At 67.6% G+C, this 15,156-nt stretch carries 16 protein-coding genes; 10 read left to right on the top strand and 6 right to left on the bottom strand.

Going from position 1 to position 15,156, the window contains the following annotated elements:
• Positions 1-25 precede the first annotated feature (25 nt).
• The 5 genes from HMPREF9336_RS01680 to HMPREF9336_RS01660 all read left to right on the top strand — a co-directional run bounded on the left by HMPREF9336_RS01680 (position 26) and on the right by HMPREF9336_RS01660 (position 5,118).
• On the top strand, positions 26-934 hold the full coding sequence (locus HMPREF9336_RS01680) for an SAM-dependent methyltransferase (RefSeq protein ID WP_007471970.1): 909 nt from the start codon (positions 26-28) through the stop codon (positions 932-934).
• A gap of 59 nt (positions 935-993) precedes the next feature.
• The gene (locus HMPREF9336_RS01675) at positions 994-1,425 is read left to right on the top strand and encodes an NfeD family protein (RefSeq protein ID WP_007471972.1); all 432 of its coding nucleotides are present in this window, start codon (positions 994-996) and stop codon (positions 1,423-1,425) included.
• A gap of 126 nt (positions 1,426-1,551) precedes the next feature.
• Positions 1,552-2,667: an SPFH domain-containing protein gene (locus HMPREF9336_RS01670; protein WP_007471973.1), complete on the top strand. Its 1,116-nt coding sequence runs from the start codon at positions 1,552-1,554 to the stop codon at positions 2,665-2,667.
• Positions 2,668-2,678: 11 nt separating this feature from the next.
• Complete coding sequence (locus HMPREF9336_RS01665) at positions 2,679-3,917, top strand: glycoside hydrolase family 3 N-terminal domain-containing protein (protein ID WP_007471975.1); 1,239 nt, start codon at positions 2,679-2,681, stop codon at positions 3,915-3,917.
• An 88-nt stretch (positions 3,918-4,005) separates the two neighbouring features.
• Complete coding sequence (locus tag HMPREF9336_RS01660) at positions 4,006-5,118, top strand: NADH:flavin oxidoreductase/NADH oxidase (RefSeq protein WP_007471977.1); 1,113 nt, start codon at positions 4,006-4,008, stop codon at positions 5,116-5,118.
• Between the two features lie 70 nt (positions 5,119-5,188).
• Here the strand turns inward: HMPREF9336_RS01660 and HMPREF9336_RS01655 are convergent, their stop codons facing one another.
• Positions 5,189-6,319 (bottom strand): MBL fold metallo-hydrolase, encoded by a 1,131-nt coding sequence (locus HMPREF9336_RS01655; protein ID WP_021029920.1) that lies wholly within the window; start codon positions 6,317-6,319, stop codon positions 5,189-5,191.
• Positions 6,316-7,044, bottom strand: coding sequence for an enoyl-CoA hydratase (locus HMPREF9336_RS01650; protein WP_021029919.1), 729 nt, complete (start codon positions 7,042-7,044; stop codon positions 6,316-6,318). Before HMPREF9336_RS01650 ends, HMPREF9336_RS01655 begins: the two co-directional genes overlap by 4 nt.
• Before the next feature lie 227 nt (positions 7,045-7,271).
• On the opposite strand from HMPREF9336_RS01650, the gene HMPREF9336_RS01645 reads away from it, so the two are divergent.
• The 5 genes from HMPREF9336_RS01645 to HMPREF9336_RS01625 all read left to right on the top strand — a co-directional run bounded on the left by HMPREF9336_RS01645 (position 7,272) and on the right by HMPREF9336_RS01625 (position 9,842).
• Positions 7,272-7,685 carry a hemophore-related protein gene (locus HMPREF9336_RS01645; RefSeq protein ID WP_007471981.1) on the top strand — a complete coding sequence of 138 codons (414 nt, stop codon included), beginning with the start codon at positions 7,272-7,274 and terminating at the stop codon, positions 7,683-7,685.
• Between the two features lie 107 nt (positions 7,686-7,792).
• Complete coding sequence (locus HMPREF9336_RS01640; protein WP_007471982.1) at positions 7,793-8,155, top strand: hemophore-related protein; 363 nt, start codon at positions 7,793-7,795, stop codon at positions 8,153-8,155.
• Between the two features lie 59 nt (positions 8,156-8,214).
• The gene (locus HMPREF9336_RS01635; protein WP_007471983.1) at positions 8,215-8,586 is read left to right on the top strand and encodes a hypothetical protein; all 372 of its coding nucleotides are present in this window, start codon (positions 8,215-8,217) and stop codon (positions 8,584-8,586) included.
• A 178-nt stretch (positions 8,587-8,764) separates the two neighbouring features.
• Complete coding sequence (locus HMPREF9336_RS17320; RefSeq protein WP_007471984.1) at positions 8,765-9,301, top strand: hypothetical protein; 537 nt, start codon at positions 8,765-8,767, stop codon at positions 9,299-9,301.
• 142 nt (positions 9,302-9,443) lie between these two features.
• Complete coding sequence (locus tag HMPREF9336_RS01625) at positions 9,444-9,842, top strand: hypothetical protein (RefSeq protein WP_007471985.1); 399 nt, start codon at positions 9,444-9,446, stop codon at positions 9,840-9,842.
• A gap of 121 nt (positions 9,843-9,963) precedes the next feature.
• Here HMPREF9336_RS01625 and HMPREF9336_RS01620 read toward each other — a convergent pair whose 3' ends face one another.
• From HMPREF9336_RS01620 to HMPREF9336_RS01605, 4 genes are all read right to left on the bottom strand, one after another.
• Positions 9,964-11,787 carry a phosphoenolpyruvate carboxykinase (GTP) gene (locus HMPREF9336_RS01620; RefSeq protein ID WP_051357229.1) on the bottom strand — a complete coding sequence of 608 codons (1,824 nt, stop codon included), beginning with the start codon at positions 11,785-11,787 and terminating at the stop codon, positions 9,964-9,966.
• Positions 11,788-11,901: 114 nt separating this feature from the next.
• On the bottom strand, positions 11,902-12,273 hold the full coding sequence (locus HMPREF9336_RS01615) for a DUF6802 family protein (protein WP_007471987.1): 372 nt from the start codon (positions 12,271-12,273) through the stop codon (positions 11,902-11,904).
• A gap of 65 nt (positions 12,274-12,338) precedes the next feature.
• Entirely contained in the window at positions 12,339-13,937 is a 1,599-nt protein-coding gene (locus tag HMPREF9336_RS01610) for a P-loop NTPase family protein (protein ID WP_007471988.1), read from the bottom strand.
• Positions 13,901-15,082, bottom strand: a complete 1,182-nt coding sequence (locus HMPREF9336_RS01605) for a hypothetical protein (RefSeq protein WP_021029917.1) — start codon at positions 15,080-15,082, stop codon at positions 13,901-13,903. Before HMPREF9336_RS01605 ends, HMPREF9336_RS01610 begins: the two co-directional genes overlap by 37 nt.
• Between the last annotated feature and the right edge of the window lie 74 nt (positions 15,083-15,156).

Raw genomic sequence — 15,156 nt, 5'->3', positions numbered from 1 at the left:
GATCAACCCAGAGAGGCGGAGCCCCATGCCCAGAACTGACGACGACACCTGGTCCATAGCCGAATCGGTCGGCGCGACCGCCGTCATGGTGGCCGCCGCGCGAGCCATCGCCACGAAGGCCGAGAACGCGATCATCTCAGACCAATTCGCCGAGCCGCTGGTCAACGCGGTCGGCGTGGAGTTTTGGAGCAAGTTCGCCGCCGGCGAGATCGCCATCAGCGAAGAGGACGAGCGGCAGTTCGGCTCGCCAACGGTCATGGCGAACTCTATGGCGGTGCGCACGAGGTTCTTCGACGAGTTCTTCGCCTCGGCGGGGCAGAGCGGCGTGCGGCAGGCGGTGATCCTCGCCTCCGGCCTGGACTCCCGCGCCTACCGGCTGCCATGGCCGGAGGGCACGACCGTCTTCGAACTCGACCAGCCGCAGGTCATCGAGTTCAAGACCGACACGCTCGCCGCGCTCGGGGCCGAGCCGACCGCCAAACGGGTCGCCATCCCCGTCGACCTGCGCCACGATTGGCCGAAGGCGCTTGTCGAAGCCGGATTCGATCCGAAGTCTCCCAGCTCGTGGAGCGTCGAAGGGCTCACGCCGTATCTGCCCGCCGAGGCGGAACTGCTGCTCTACGAGCGCATCGACGAGCTTTCCGCCCCCGGTAGCTGGGTCGCGGTGGAGTACATCGAGCATTTGCACGAGCTGCCGACCGACCGGTTCCAAGCCGCCGCGAAGCGATTCGCGGAGCTGGGGCTCGACCTCGACATGTCGAATTTGTTCTATCGGGACGAAGAGCGCGGCGACACGACCGAGTGGTTCGCAGAGCGCGGCTGGGCGACCGAGACTGTCACCAGCAGCCAGCTGTTGGCGCAAGCCGACCTCCCCATCCCCGACCATCAGCGCCAGATCAGCAACACGATCTATCTCACCTCCCGCAAAGAGTAGGCGCGAAACCCGAGATCGCCGCCTCTCGCCGGGACGCCGAGGCGGCGTAAGCTCGGGGCATGATCGCCATAGTGCTTCTGGTGGCCGGGCTGTTGCTGGCCGCCGCCGAGCTCGCCTCCGGAGACTTCTGGCTGCTCATGCTGGCAGGCGGCGCCTTGGCCGCCGCCGGCGTGGAAGCGGCGGCGGGGCCTGGGGCTTATATCCTCGACGCGGTGGTGTTCGCCCTTGTCTCCACGATCCTGGTCTGGCTGCTCCGCCCGCTGCTCAAGCGCCGGTTCACCGTGCCGCTGGTCAAGACCAACGCCGGGGCGCTGGAGGGCAGGCCCGCCGTCGTGTTGGCCGAAGTCGGCCCGGACTCCGGGCTCGTGAAGATCGGCGGGCAGGAATGGACGGCCCGACCCTACTTCCCCGCCGAGCGGTTCGGCCCCGGAGAGCCGGTCGTCGTGGTCGAGGTCGATGGAGCCACCGCCCTCGTCCAGCGCGGGGTGTAGCCCCGTCGTCTGACGGCGATCTGCTCCGTGGCCCCTCGCCTCGTGTGCCCCCGCCGCCTCTGCGCACGTCGGCTCCGTGCGCCTGGCATCTCATCCGTCAAGATCGGCGGGGCGTAGGATCGGGCCATGTCTTCCGCCGTGATCATCCTCGCAATCGCGCTCGTCGTGCTGCTCGTCGTCTTCCTCCGCAAGACCGTGCTGCTCGTGCCGCAGTCCCAGGCCGCGATCATCGAGCGGCTCGGCAGATACTCGCGGACGGTGTCGGCGCAGCTGACGATCCTCGTGCCGTTCGTCGACCAAGTCCGGGCCCGAGTGGACCTGCGCGAGCGGGTCATCCCCTTCCCGCCGCAGCCGGTCATCACGGCGGACAACCTGACCGTTCTCATCGACACCGTCGTCTACGTCCAGGTCACCAAGCCCGAATCCGCCGTGTACGAGATCGAGAACTACATCGTCGGCGTGGAGCAGCTCGCCGCGACCACCATCCGCAACGTCGTCGGCGGGATGACGTTGGAGGCGGCGCTGACCTCCCGCGAAGTGATCAACTCGCAGCTGCGCGGGGTGCTGGACGAGGCGACCGGGCCGTGGGGCATCCGGGTCGCCCGAGTGGAGCTGCGCTCCATCGACCCGCCGCCCTCGGTGCAGGAGTCCATGGAGAAGCAGATGAAGGCCGACCGCGAGAAGCGCGCGACCATCCTCACCGCAGAAGGCCAGCGCGAGGCCGCGATCCAGACCGCCGAAGGGGCCAAACGCGCCCAGGTGCTCTCTGCCGAGGGCAATAAAGAGGCGCAAGTCCTCGCCGCCGAAGGCGCGAAGCAGGCCGCGATCCTCGCCGCCGAGGCCGACCGGCAGGCGAACATCCTCCGGGCGGAGGGCGAGCGGGCCGGAGCCTACCTGCGCGGCCAGGGCGAGGCGAAGAGCCTGGAGAAGGTGCTCGGCGCGATCAAAGCCGCCGAGCCGACCCCGGAGCTGCTCGCCTACCAGTACGTGCAGGCGCTCGGGAAGGTCGCCCAGGGCGAGGCGAACAAAGTGTGGGTGCTGCCCACCGACTTCGGCGGCCCGATCCAAGCCTTCTCGAAGCTGTTCGGCGCCCCCGCCCCGGACGGCACGCTCCGCTACCAGCCGACTCCGTCGGAGCACAAGCCGGATCCCGTCGAGCGCGACTCGCCGGAAATCGAGGCATGGTTCAAAACCACGCAGGACAACGCCGGGGCCGCAACCGCCGAGAGGCCGGGCGAGTAGGGTTACGCCCTATGCCTGTCTTCCCCCACAAGCTCCAGGCGTTGGCGGCCTCCCTCGCGCTCGCCGCCTCCGCGCTCCTCCCCGTTCCCGCCCACGCCGATCCGTCCACCCCGTGCCAGGACCCGGTCGGAGCCATGACCACGCGGCAAAAACTCGCGCAACTGCTCATGCCGGGAGTCACCGGAGCCGACGACCTGCAGAGCGTGGTGGCCCGCGAACAGGTCGGCGGCGTGTTCATCGGCAGCATGACCAGCCACGCGCTGCTGTCCGGAGGGCAGCTCGATTCGATCTCCCGCTCCGCCCGCGTGCCGCTGCTCGTCTCCATCGACGAGGAGGGCGGACGGGTGTCTCGGATTCCTGACCTGATCGGCCAAGCCCCCTCCGCTCGCGTGCTCGCCCAGACCAAAACTCCCGACCAAGTGCGCGCCTTCGCCGCAGACCGGGGCCGCAAGCTCCGAGGGCTCGGGGTCACCGTGGACTTCGCGCCGGACGCGGACGTCTTCGCGGGCGACGCGAACACGGTCATCGGCGACCGCTCGTTCAGCGGCGACCCGCATGTCGCGGCCCAGTACGCCGACGCGTACGCGCAGGGGCTGCGCGACGGCGGCGTGCTGCCGGTCATCAAGCATTTCCCCGGCCACGGCAGGGCTTCCGGCGACTCGCACCAGGGCTCGGTGACCACGCCCCCGCTCGCGGAGCTCCAAGACTTCGACCTGATCCCGTTCCGCGAGCTCGTCGGCCAGCTCGGAGCCGGAACGGGCGTCATGGTCGGGCATCTCACAGTGCCGGGGCTCACCGAGCCCGGCCTGCCGACGAGCCTCTCCCCCGCCACGTACCGCCTGCTCCGAGACGGCTCCGGCTATGGGGCGGCCGGGTTCGGCGGATTGATTTTCACCGACGACCTCTCCGGCATGAAAGCCGTCTCTGCCCGGTTTGACGTGCCGCACGCGGTGGCCGCCGCGTTGGAGGCTGGCGCGGACGTGGCGTTGTGGCTCTCCACCGCGCAGGTTCCCGTCGTTCTCGACACCCTTGAGCAGGACGTGGCTTCTGGAGCGTTCCCCATCGCCAGAGTGGAAGCCTCAGTCCGGCGCGTGCTCGCCGCGAAGGGGGTGGCGACCGGCGGTTGCGCCCCTGCTCCGACCCCGCTCGAGGAGCCGAAGCAGGACGAAGAAGGCACGGAAGCCCCCGCCGAGCACGAGCCGCCCTCGGGCGAAGAGCCTCCCGCTGAGGACGAGCAGCCTGAGGAATGAGCGGCACGGTGCCCTTCGCCGAGGAGGGTCCGCGCGGTGGGAATAGATCCATGGGAATAGATTCATAGATAGTTGCATTAGAAGATATATGGCCAACGCACCTAAACTTTTCCAGCCCTACACGCTCCGCGACGTCACCTTCCGCAACCGAGTCTGGCTCTCGCCGATGTGCCAGTACTCGGTGCTCCAAGAGGACGGGGTCCCGTCCGACTGGCACCTTGTCCACCTCGGAGCAAGAGCCTCGGGCGGTTTCGGCCTGGTCATGACCGAGAGCACCTCAGTCACCGCCGACGGGCGCATCACCCCGCAGGACACCGGGATCTGGAACGACGTCCAGCGCGACGCGTGGAGCCCGATCGTGGACTTCATCCACGGGCAAGGGGCCAAGGCCGGGATCCAGATCGCGCACGCGGGCCGCAAGGCCTCCACCTACCGAGGCTTCCCCGGCGAGCCGACTGGCAGCGTGCCGCTCGGCCAAGGCGGATGGGAGACCGTCGGGCCGTCGCCGATCCAGTTCGCGGAATACGCGCAACCTCGGGAGCTGGCCAAAGACGATATCGCCGACATCGTCCAGGCGTTCGTCGCAGCCGCGCGCCGCGCCGACGAGGCGGGGTTCGACGTGGTCGAGATCCATGGCGCGCACGGCTATCTCATCCACGAGTTCCTCTCGCCGCTGTCGAACCAGCGAAACGACGAGTACGGCGGCGACTTCACGGGCCGCACGAAGCTTCTGCTCGACACGGTGGACGCGGTGCGCGCCGTGTGGCCCGAGGGGAAACCGCTCTTCGTCCGCCTCTCCGGAACCGACTGGACCGAGGGCGGCTGGGACGTCGAGCAGACCGCGCGCCTTTCGGCCATCCTCGCCGAGCGCGGCATCGATCTCATCGACGTGTCCAGCGGCGGCAACGTGCTCGCCGACATCCCAGTCGGCCCCAGCTACCAAGTCCCGTTGGCGACGCACGTGAAAACGCATGCGGGACTGCCTGTCGCGGCAGTCGGGCTCATCACCGAGCCGGAGCAGGCGGAGGCGATCCTCGCGAACGAGGAGGCGGACGCGGTGTTCATCGCCCGAGCGGCGCTGCGCGAGCCGACCTGGCCGCTGCGCGCCGCCGCGACGCTCGGGGTCAAATGGCGCGACGCGCCGTATCCCGCGCAGTACACCAGAGGCAAATGGGACGATGTGATCGACACCGACGCGTAGTCGGCTCCGCGCTCTTCGCCCCGCAGCCGCGGGGTGAAGAGCGCGGCAAGTCGCCGCATGCCCCTCCCGCCTAGCGGGTCGCAGACTCCCACCAACGGACCACATTCGCCGGCGGCCTCGTCGAGTCCACGCGGTGCCCCGGCTCCGGGTACAGCACCCGAAGCCCCGCATGCTCGCGCTGCTCTTTCTGCAACCGCTCGATGGGCTCCGCCCAGGGATGCGGGGCGAGCCGGAAAGTGGCCCAGTGGATCGGCAGCATCGGAGCGGAAGGCTTCGCGACCGCCAAGTGCGCCCGCACGGCTTCCTCCGGGTTCATATGGATCTCACGCCACAGATCGTTGTAGGCCCCGATCGGCAGCAACGTGAGGTCGTGGAGCCCAAGACGCTCGCCGATCTCGGCGAACGACCGCGTGAAGCCCGAGTCCCCGCCGAAATAAACCTTGTGCCGAGGGCCCGCGATGCTCCACGAGGCCCACAACGAAGTGTTGCGCTTGAAGCCCCGGCCGGAGAAATGCCGAGCGGGGGCGCACGTGAACACGAGATCGCCCAAAGCCGCTTCCTCCCACCAGTGCCGCTCGGCGATCCGGGCGCTCGGGACTCCCCAATGACGCAGATGCGCGCCGACGCCGTGCGGGACGACGAACTGCGTCTCCGTGCGGTCGGCGAGGACACGGATCGTCTTCGCGTCGAGGTGGTCGTAGTGGTCGTGCGAGAGGAGGACGACGTCCAACCTCGGCAAATGCTCTAACGCCAACGGGGTCGGATGCAGCCGGACAGGGCCGACCAGCTGGCTCGGCGAGCAGCGTTTGCTCCACACCGGGTCGGTGAGCACCCTCCTGCCGTCGATCTCGACGAGCACGCTGGCATGCCCGAACCACGTCACGGCGAGGTCGCCCGGCTCCACCGGGAACAACGGGCGCACCGTCGGGATCACCATGCCCGGCCCCGAGGAGCGCAGCTGCTTGACGACGATGCTGGCCGCCTGCGAGGGCGCGAGCTTGCTCGCCGAATCGCCCGGCACGAAAGAAGTCGCCGACAACGGCGGCTCGGGGACGTTCTGATACACCGTGCCCGGCTTCGGGGTCGCGCCCATCGCGAGCAGCACGTCTCGAGCGTGCGCAGCAGCCGCGCCGACCAAGGCCGCCGCCCCGAAGGAGGAGAAACCGCCCGCCGCCCGAGTCAGATTCACGCGCACGGTCATTTGCCTTTGAACACTGGCGGACGCTTTTCAATCCGAGACAGGAACCCCTCTCGCACATCCTCGCTGAACAGCAACGCCTCCGCCGCTTCCGACAATTCCCGCGACACCGGGCGCTCGAAGTCCTCCCGCAGGATGCGCTTGGTGAGCTTGAGCGAGAGCGGGGCGAGGCCCGCGATGTGCTTGGCCCATTCCAGAGCCTCGGCCAGGTCTCCGATCTTGTTCGCGAACCCGCAGGCCAGCGCCTGCTCGGCGGAGATTTTCTCCGCCGTGTACAGCATGGTGCGCGCCGTGGAAGCGCCTGCCACGTCAACAAGTCTGCGGATCGAAAGCGGGTCGTACGCGACGCCCATGCGCGCGGTCGGGATCTGGACGAACGCCTCCGGAGCCACCACGCGCAGGTCGCAGGCCAAGGTGAGCTGCACCCCGGCCCCGATGACCGGACCATTGATCGCCGCGACGACGGGGACCGGGGTCTCCGCGATCACGCGCAGCAGCTTCATCTGCGCCTTCGGCCCTTCGACCGGGTCGGAGTTGGTGAGGTCCGCCCCGGAGCAGAACGTGCTGCCTTGGCCGGTGAGCACGACGGTCCGCACCTCGTCGTCGGATCCCGCCTCCTCGAAGGCGGCCGTGAGCGCCTTGATCGTGTCCACGTCGATGGCATTGCGCTTCTCCGGGCGGCGCAACTCGATCACGGTCACATATCCGTCGCGGGCGACTCCGATCATCAGCACAACTCCTCAATCCGAATACAATTCGCCCCCGAGCGTACTCGACTCATCCGTCGGCCGGGTTTTCAAGGCGAACGCCGACGGCTTCGCGACTCCCGGCTATCTCCCAGGAAACATTGGGCTTGTTCACAAAGAAGCTCCTTAGGCTCGTCATCGGAACCCCGGCGGGATGAAGCGCCGAGGTACGCAAAACGCATGCCCACCCGTCTAAGGAGCCACTGCTTATGACTGCCATTTCTCGTATTTCGATCCTCAGCGCCTGCGCCGGAGCCATCGCCGCCGGGGCGGCTTCTCTTTTCCCCGGCTCCGCGTCCGCCGACCCGCAGGAGCACGACGGCTCCGCCATCGTGAACACCACCTGCACAGTCGAGCAAATCGACTCCGCCACACAGAAGGAAGCCCCGAAATTCTGGGAGCGCATCAGCTCCGACCCCGAGAAGCTGCAAAAAGCGAACGACCGGCTGCAGGAATTCTTGGACAAGTCCCCCGAAGAGCGCCAAGAGGCGTTGCAGGATTTCAAGGCGCACGCCAAGGAGTGGGCGCAAGAGCATCCGGACAAAGCCAAGCAGGCTCAGAGCCACAAAGATGAGATGCGGGCCACTTTCCACCGTATCTTCGCCACCTGCGACCAGTACTGATCTCCACTGATCTTCGCGGCGGCCGGGTGGACGGAAAGGAACCACCACCCGGCCACCGCTTCTTTGCTACGCTGAGACCACCATCACGACCTCGACGAGGAGACCCCATGCCACGCCTTCGCTCTTTCGCCCCTATTCTCATCGCCGCCTCGGCCGGGCTCGCCTTCCCCGCCGCCGCGAACGCCGACATCGAGTCGGACATCGTGAACACCAAGTGTTCCGCCGACCAGATCGAAGCGGCGCTGCAGCAGGTTTCGCCCGTCGCGTACGGTTTCCTCACCGCCGACCCGCAGCGCAGGGCGGACGCCGAGCAGCAGCTCTCGAGCTTCCTCTCCCAGTCGCCCTCGGGGCGCAAGGCCACGCTGCACAAGCCCTCGGAGGACGGCAAGCCGAGCCTGCTGGCCACGCTGACCAGCCCGCAGTACGCCTCCGTCTCGCAGCAAGTCCTGAACACCTGCGACCAGTTCTGAGCATGAGCAGCATGAGAACGGCCTGCAGCCTCCTTCTGGGGGCTGCAGGCGCTCTCGTCATGGCCGCCTCTCCCCTCGCCTCGGCCGACCCTGGCGACCCGCCGCATCCGCCGCCCGCCTGGTATCCCAACCCCGGACCGCTCTCGTCCACGTCGTGCACGGCGGACCAGGTTTTGAACGCGGTCCAAGAGGTCACGCCGGACGTCTGGGCGGAGCTCAACGCAGGGGACGCCCGAGGCGGCAAATCAATGATCCAGGCGCGCAATTGGCTGCTTGGCTATTTGAAGAATCAACCGGGGAACCGAGAAGTGAACTCCAAAGCCCCGAACTCCCACGAATACCGCCCGTACTGGATCAACGAAATCGGCGATCGGATGGGGGCGGTCGCCGAGGCGTGCGGCAAATTTCCGCCCGGCGGCAGACAGCGCTGACGACGCCTCCACCAGGTTCCAAATTCTAACGCCGGACTGCGCGTTCTTGTGAGTTTTTCGGTGTCCGATGTCAAGGTTTTCGCTGTTTTTCCGTCATGCTCATGACGGCTAGTAGACATTCTTCCGACGTACTTTTGCTGTGCACCGCCTGTAGCCCAGCATTATTCGGAGTGTCCCTATGCCATCACCGCGCGCCTCCCGGCGACCCTCCCGTGTCGCCCTTGCCGCCCTTCTCGTCGGAGGCAGCTTCGCCTCGACCGCCGCAGCCGACCCTGCCCCGGTGACGACCCCGACGCAAGATCCGTCGAACTCGGCCAAGCACACCTCGCAGGCGATCGACCTCACGTTCTTCCGGGACACGAAGTGCAACGCCGACCAAATTCTCGACGCGATCCAAAAAGTCGCCCCCGATGAATGGGCCGTGATCAAAAAGGAGCCAGGCGGGTCGCGGAAGATCAAATGGGTGCGTAACTGGCTCATCATGATCATCGCCTCAGTCGGCTCCCGGCCCGGCATTCTCGACCTCGACGAGGTCTCCAACCTCTTCGGCGAACGGTTCTGGCAGCAAATGCTGCCCTATCAGGACCAGATCGCGGCGGAATGCTCCGGCGGCAAGCAGCGCGAGCGCGACCAGTACGGGCCGAAAGGCAAAAAAGCTCCGAAATACGATCCGAACTACAGCCCTGCGACGCCAACGCCGGCTCCGGGCAATTAAAAACACCAAGCTTTCTATCAAGCTTGCTTGTTAACCCGATGTTTTCAAACGTCGGGTTAACGAACGGTACTCCGCTGATACACTCAAAAGCCTGAACCGCTCGAAAAGCGCAGTTCAGCGAGCAGCGCATCTAGGAGTTCCTATGTCCATATTTTCTCACGCGCGCACCCGTCGGAACGCCAGCCTCACGCTCGTCGGCCTCGCCGCGCTCGCTTTCGGGTCCAGCCCGAGCGCCATGGCCGACGACAGCGCGATCGACCTCGCCTTCTTCAAGAGCACTCCCTGCTCCGGGACGCAGATCTATCACGCCATTGAGCGCGTGGCCCCGGCAGAGCTGGCGAAGGTCAGGTCCGGCCCGGTCGGCAGCCGCAGACAGAAATGGTTGCTCAACTGGCTCATCCGCACCCGCGAGGCCGTCGACGCCGGGTCGGTGATCCCGGACTTCGAGGACAAGAGCGGCGGCATGTTCGGCGATTTGGACTGGCGCACCCTTTTCATGCCTTATGAGAAGGAAATCGCCGCAGACTGCCCCAACGAGTAGGACAGCCGCACTTTATCCGCGCCCGCCCAAGGCCGCAAGCGACGACGTGTACAAACAGCGAAGAACGAGCAAGCACACGAGAAAACGAGAACAGCGCAGACCGCCGTCTGGGCGGCGGGCGTTATTTCTTCAGGCGGGAGCGGAGGTTATCCAGCTCCTCTTCGAGCCCTTTCGGAAGCCGGTCGCCGATGAAGCTGAACCACTGCTCGATGCCGGGGACTTCGGCCTGCCACTCCTCGGCGCGGACCGTGATCGCCTCTTCGACGTCGGCTCGGTCGGCGTCGAGCCCGTCGAGGTCGAGCTCGTCGAAGGCGGGCGCGAAGCCGATAGGAGTCTCGACGCCCTGAGCCTTGCCCTGGACCCGCTCTGCGATCCACTTGAGCACGCGGGAGTTCTCGCCGAAGCCCGGCCACAGGAACCGGCCGTCCTCGCCCCGGCGGAACCAGTTCACGTAGAAGATCTTCGGCAGTTTCGACTCGTCGGCCTTCTCGCCGACCGTGATCCAGTGCTGCAGGTAGTCGCCGATGTGGTAGCCCATGAACGGGAGCATGGCCATGGGGTCGCGCCGGATCGCGCCGACCTCGCCTTCGGCGGCCGCTGTCTGCTCCGAGGAGAGCGTGCTCGCGAGGAACACGCCCTGGCGCCAGTTGAAGGACTGGGACACGAGTGGGACGGTGGTCTTGCGCCTGCCGCCGAAGAGGATGGCCGAGAGCGGCACGCCCTGGGGGTCCTGCCACTCGGGGGCGACGGTCGGGCACTGCTCGATCGGCGAGCAGTAGCGGGAGTTCGGATGCGCCGCCCTGCCCTTGGACTCCGGAGTCCAGTCGTTGCCCTCCCAGTCGACGAGGTGCGCGGGCTTGCTCCCCATGCCTTCCCACCACACGTCGCCGTCGTCGGTGAGCGCGACGTTGGTGAAGATCGAGTTGCCTCCGGCGAACGTCGTCATCGCGTTCGGGTTCGAGCTCTCCCCGGTGCCGGGGGCGACGCCGAAGAACCCGGCCTCGGGGTTGGTCGCGTACAGCCGCCCGTCCTCGCCGAACCGGATCCACGCGATGTCGTCGCCGATGGTCTCGGCCTTCCAGCCGGGTATGGTGGGCTGGATCATCGCGAGGTTCGTCTTGCCGCACGCGCTCGGGAAGGCGGCCGCGATGTAGAACACCTCGCCCTCCGGGGAGGTGAGCTTCAGAATGAGCATGTGCTCGGCGAGCCAGCCCTCGTCCCTGCCCATGACCGAGGCGATGCGCAACGAGTAGCACTTCTTGCCCAAGAGGGCGTTGCCGCCGTAGCCGGAGCCGTAGCTCCAGATCTCACGGGTCTCAGGGAAGTGGGTGATGTACTTGGTCTCGTTGCACGGCCACGCCACGTCGGCCTCGCCGGGGGCGAGCGGGGCTCCGACCGAGTGCAGCCCCTTGACGTACTCCCCGTCCTCGCCGAGCAGTTTCCACGCGGGCAGGCCCATGCGGCTCATGATCCGCATGGAGAGCACCACGTACTCCGAGTCGGTGAGCTCGACCCCGAGCTTGGGCTCCGGGGCGTCCAGCGGGCCCATGCAGTACGCGATCACGTACAGGGTGCGCCCGCGCATGCTGCCCTTGTAGAGGTCGGTCATCGTGGCCCGCATCTCGGCGGGGGCCATCCAGTTGTTCGTCGGCCCCGCGTCCGCCTTGTCCTCCGAGCAGATGAAGGTGCGCGACTCCACCCTGGCCACGTCCGCCGCGGCGGAACGGGCGAGGAACGAGTTCGGCTTGCGGTCGGGGTTCAGCCGGACGACCGTGCCCGCGTCGACGAGCTTCGCGGCGAGGCGGTCCCACTCCTGGTCGCTGCCGTCGACGAAGACGATGTCGCTCGGCGTGGTGAGCCCGGCGACCTCGCGAACCCACGAAAGCACTTCCTGATGCTGGGTCGGGGCCTCGGCCAAAACTTTTTCGAGAGCGGCCTGGCCCAAGCCTTCTTGCGTCGACACGGCTTCGGCGGTGTTCTGGCTCACTAAGTTCTCGACCCTTCCTGACTCTTTTTCAAAAGGCTATTCAGATTTAAATTTTCAAAAGACTGTTCAGATTTAGAGCAGCTGCCCGCTGTCCATCATCTCCCAATGCCCATGCACGCCCGAGCGGTCGCCGTTCGGCTGAGCGGCGGACACCGCGTCCGCCGCGAAATGCCAGCGCTCGTAGTGGCCTTCGTGGTCCACCCGGTACGCGTAGTCGGCGACGCCGTCGTGGTCGACGTCGGTGTACACCGTGATGTCGTGATCAGTGGCGACGGTGCACGTGTCCATTATCCCGTCCCCGTTTGACGAGACGGTCGGGGGGCCGAGGTCCACCATGCTCGCCCCCTGCTCGGCCCACATGTGGCCACCGCTGCTATGCCCGTCCGCGATGCCGTCGGGAGCTGAGGGAAGTCCCGCGAAGGCGGAGAAGAATTCGTCGGCCATTCTCAAACTTTATCCCCTCCCAGCGAACGGGGCAACCGCGAGCCGTTCCGGCTTTCCGGATTGGGCTAGGCGCGTTGATCTGCGGAGTTCGCGAGCGCGACCAAACCTTTGCGGATCGTGAATATCTCCGAGCGCTCCCGCTGCCGCTGCGAGCGCAGCCTGGCCAGCCGCTCCGCGATGTCTTTGGCCTGCTGTTCGAGCTCGTCCATCCGCTGCTCGCTCCGGATCCGCTGCCTGGCGAAGACATCGTCGAGCACTTGTGTGAGTTCCGTCTCCGCGTGCAGCAACCCCGCTGTGATCGTCTGCTCGAGCTGGCCTCGGCGGTAGGCCACAGCTTCGGCGACCCAGGCCGCGGCCTGCTGTCTGCCCGACGAGAGCCTGCGGATCGACACGATGGCCATCGCGATGGCCAAGCCGAGCACAGCGACCAGGGGCACGCTCCACGCCGCGAGGCCGGGCACCCGTTGGAACGGCAGCACGGCGATCCTGCCGAGGCCGACGCCCGCCGAGACTCCCAGAAGGACCACGACGAAATCCTCGATGCCCCACGAGCCGAACTTCGGCGGGTCCAGGTGCTCCGGGGGGCGCAGCTCGGGCTGGGCGAAAAGCGAGATCGCGCGCAGATCCGTCCGGCCGAGCACCGCCGAGCTGATCGCCGAGATCCGCGCCTGGCACGACTCGACCACTTTCTGGTCGAGTTCGAGGATCTTCGGTTTGACGACTTCGATGAGATTCTTCAGCTGGCGCCCGGAAGCCTTCGTTGCGCTCTCCCTGACCTGCGCGGAGGTGGACCGGGCGAGCGAGTTGAGCTCGACCGCGAGGTCCACCCGCGCCAGCTGCAGCTGGCTGCGCAGCATGTCGCGCCGCTCGGTCCGCCCTGCGTCTTGATTGCGATGCTCCTGCGTGCGCTCGCGCAGCACCCGGCGGTGCTCGGCCGACAGCGCTTCCTCCTCGGCGGGGTCTTGCGCGCGCATCCCCGCCTCGGAGAGCTGCCGGTCGAGGTAGCGCAGCCAATTCTGCCGCGTGCGCGCCTCGACGCTGACGCTGTCGATCCGCAGCAGGTCCGCCGCAAGCTCGCGCAGGCCGGAGGCGGCGCTCCACTGTCGCACTTGCAACGGATCGTGCGTGTTCATCGCCAAGTGGTGCAGCCGGGCGGAAACAGGGTGCAACAAGACGGACGCGAACCTCGGGCCGAGGTCCTCCAGCGCCTGCGCGTCCCGCGCGAGCGTTCCCCGCCAATCCTCGTACGCGTCGATCTTCGTGACGGCGAAGACGATGTGGTGCACCCGGCCTGTGACGGCCTTCACCACGGCGAGGTCGGTCTCGTCGACCGGAGCCCCCGCGTCGAGGACGACCAGCGCGGCTTTCGCCTCGACAAGGGCGAACGACGCGAGATCGGCCTCGTTGACCTCGCGGACCTCGATATCGGGCGATTCCTCCCGCAACGCGGCGATCAGCTCGGTCTTCCCGCTGCCCGCCGCTCCGACCACCGCGATCGGCCCCGTCGCTGGCGTCGGGCGCTCCAACACGAGATCGGGCCGCAGCCTGCGCAGCACGGAGCGGGCGCGGGCGGGCCAATCCTCCTGCGCGTCGTTTCGGTCCGGGCCCACCTCGAGGCTGTCCGGGCTCATGCCGAACTGCCCGAGCGCGCGCCCTCTGCCCACAACCGCAGGAAACCGACATGCAGGTCCCACGCCAAACCCGCCGCCCGAGGATCGGCCAGGCGCGCGCCGAGCTGGCGGAAGCGGAGCGCTTCTCCCAGCGCCACGCGCGGAGCCGCCGGCCTGTCCGCGACGAGCGCGACGTCGGACTCGCCGAGCACGCCGCTGCCAAGGGCCGCGTCCATGCGCAGCCGCGCGACCGGCGCTCCCGCCAGAATCGTCTCGATCTCGTCCCGCAACACGCCGAGGTCGGCGGCTTGTTCCATCTTGGCCAAGAATTCGCTGATCCGACGCGCCCGAGCCCGCACGGCGAGGCTCTGCAGGCACGGCAGGAAGGGGCCGAAGCCGCTGAGCCCGCGCAGCATGGCGGTCAACGCCTCGGGGGTGCGGTAGGAGTCCAGGCGCAACGCGCCGAACGCGCAGTAGAGCCCGTAGATCCCGATCTCCCGCACCAGACGTTCGCGCTCCGCCGTCCCCACCGGGGAGTTCCGCCCCGCCCCGAGGAACAGCTCCGCGGAAGGCGGGGTCGTCTCGTCCGCGTCCGCGATGCTCTGCAGCCAGCCGAACATCTGCGAGTCCACCACGGCGGTCGCCAGCAAGGCGACCGCGGGGAAGACCGGATAGCCGAGTTCCCTCGTGGACCGCGCGGCGGCCTCGCTCGCCTGGTCCCACAGCCCGGCGTCGCCAGGGATCGAGATCGTGTCGCATTTATTGAGCAGTCCGCACGCCATCGTGTTGTCCACGGCCTTGCTGGCGTCTTTGTCCGCGCCCCTGGCGGCGGCGGCCAGCACGTGCAAGACGATCTCCGGCGGGTCTTGGCTCTGCCCGAGGTCGGACTCGACGAAATGCAGCTCCCGCGCCAGCATGGGGGCCAGCGCCTGCACGACCTTCGACCTGCCGACCCCCTCGCGGCCTTTCACCGCGACGCGGATCGGGGCTGAAATCGTCCTCGCGAGCTCGTCCACCGCGGCGGCCTCCCTCGCGCCCGCCCGCTCTGCCGCCGAGCGCAACGACGAGACCAGGGCCGAGGCTTCCCCGTACGAAGACCAGCGATACGCCCCCCATGCCCCCTGTCCGCCCGGACCCGCCTCCCGAGAGCTGGCGAAACTCCCCCCTTGGCCTCCCCCGTTCGGGAGTCCGTTCGTCATCGCCGCTCCTAGCTCCATAGGGACGTGGCGCTCCCAACCCCAGGCGCGCTCCACATGCCTGACGGGCACTCTAG

It is taken from the genome of Segniliparus rugosus ATCC BAA-974, from assembly GCF_000185725.2.
GTDB classification, from domain to species: domain Bacteria; phylum Actinomycetota; class Actinomycetes; order Mycobacteriales; family Mycobacteriaceae; genus Segniliparus; species Segniliparus rugosus.
This window is presented reverse-complemented; position numbering and strand designations above follow the sequence as displayed.

Bases quoted from the DNA above. Each gene is read 5' to 3' on its own strand.
- HMPREF9336_RS01635 (WP_007471983.1), top strand. From the start codon at position 8,215: ATGGCCGCCTCTCCCCTCGCCTCGGCCGACCCTGGCGACCCGCCGCAT.
- HMPREF9336_RS01665 (WP_007471975.1), top strand. From the start codon at position 2,679: ATGCCTGTCTTCCCCCACAAGCTCCAGGCGTTGGCGGCCTCCCTCGCG.
- HMPREF9336_RS17320 (WP_007471984.1), top strand. From the start codon at position 8,765: ATGCCATCACCGCGCGCCTCCCGGCGACCCTCCCGTGTCGCCCTTGCC.
- HMPREF9336_RS01640 (WP_007471982.1), top strand. From the start codon at position 7,793: ATGCCACGCCTTCGCTCTTTCGCCCCTATTCTCATCGCCGCCTCGGCC.
- HMPREF9336_RS01660 (WP_007471977.1), top strand. From the start codon at position 4,006: ATGGCCAACGCACCTAAACTTTTCCAGCCCTACACGCTCCGCGACGTC.
- HMPREF9336_RS01670 (WP_007471973.1), top strand. From the start codon at position 1,552: ATGTCTTCCGCCGTGATCATCCTCGCAATCGCGCTCGTCGTGCTGCTC.
- HMPREF9336_RS01625 (WP_007471985.1), top strand. From the start codon at position 9,444: ATGTCCATATTTTCTCACGCGCGCACCCGTCGGAACGCCAGCCTCACG.
- HMPREF9336_RS01645 (WP_007471981.1), top strand. From the start codon at position 7,272: ATGACTGCCATTTCTCGTATTTCGATCCTCAGCGCCTGCGCCGGAGCC.
- HMPREF9336_RS01675 (WP_007471972.1), top strand. From the start codon at position 994: ATGATCGCCATAGTGCTTCTGGTGGCCGGGCTGTTGCTGGCCGCCGCC.
- HMPREF9336_RS01680 (WP_007471970.1), top strand. From the start codon at position 26: ATGCCCAGAACTGACGACGACACCTGGTCCATAGCCGAATCGGTCGGC.
- HMPREF9336_RS01650 (WP_021029919.1), bottom strand. From the start codon at position 7,044: ATGATCGGAGTCGCCCGCGACGGATATGTGACCGTGATCGAGTTGCGC.
- HMPREF9336_RS01655 (WP_021029920.1), bottom strand. From the start codon at position 6,319: ATGACCGTGCGCGTGAATCTGACTCGGGCGGCGGGCGGTTTCTCCTCC.
- HMPREF9336_RS01615 (WP_007471987.1), bottom strand. From the start codon at position 12,273: ATGGCCGACGAATTCTTCTCCGCCTTCGCGGGACTTCCCTCAGCTCCC.
- HMPREF9336_RS01605 (WP_021029917.1), bottom strand. From the start codon at position 15,082: ATGACGAACGGACTCCCGAACGGGGGAGGCCAAGGGGGGAGTTTCGCC.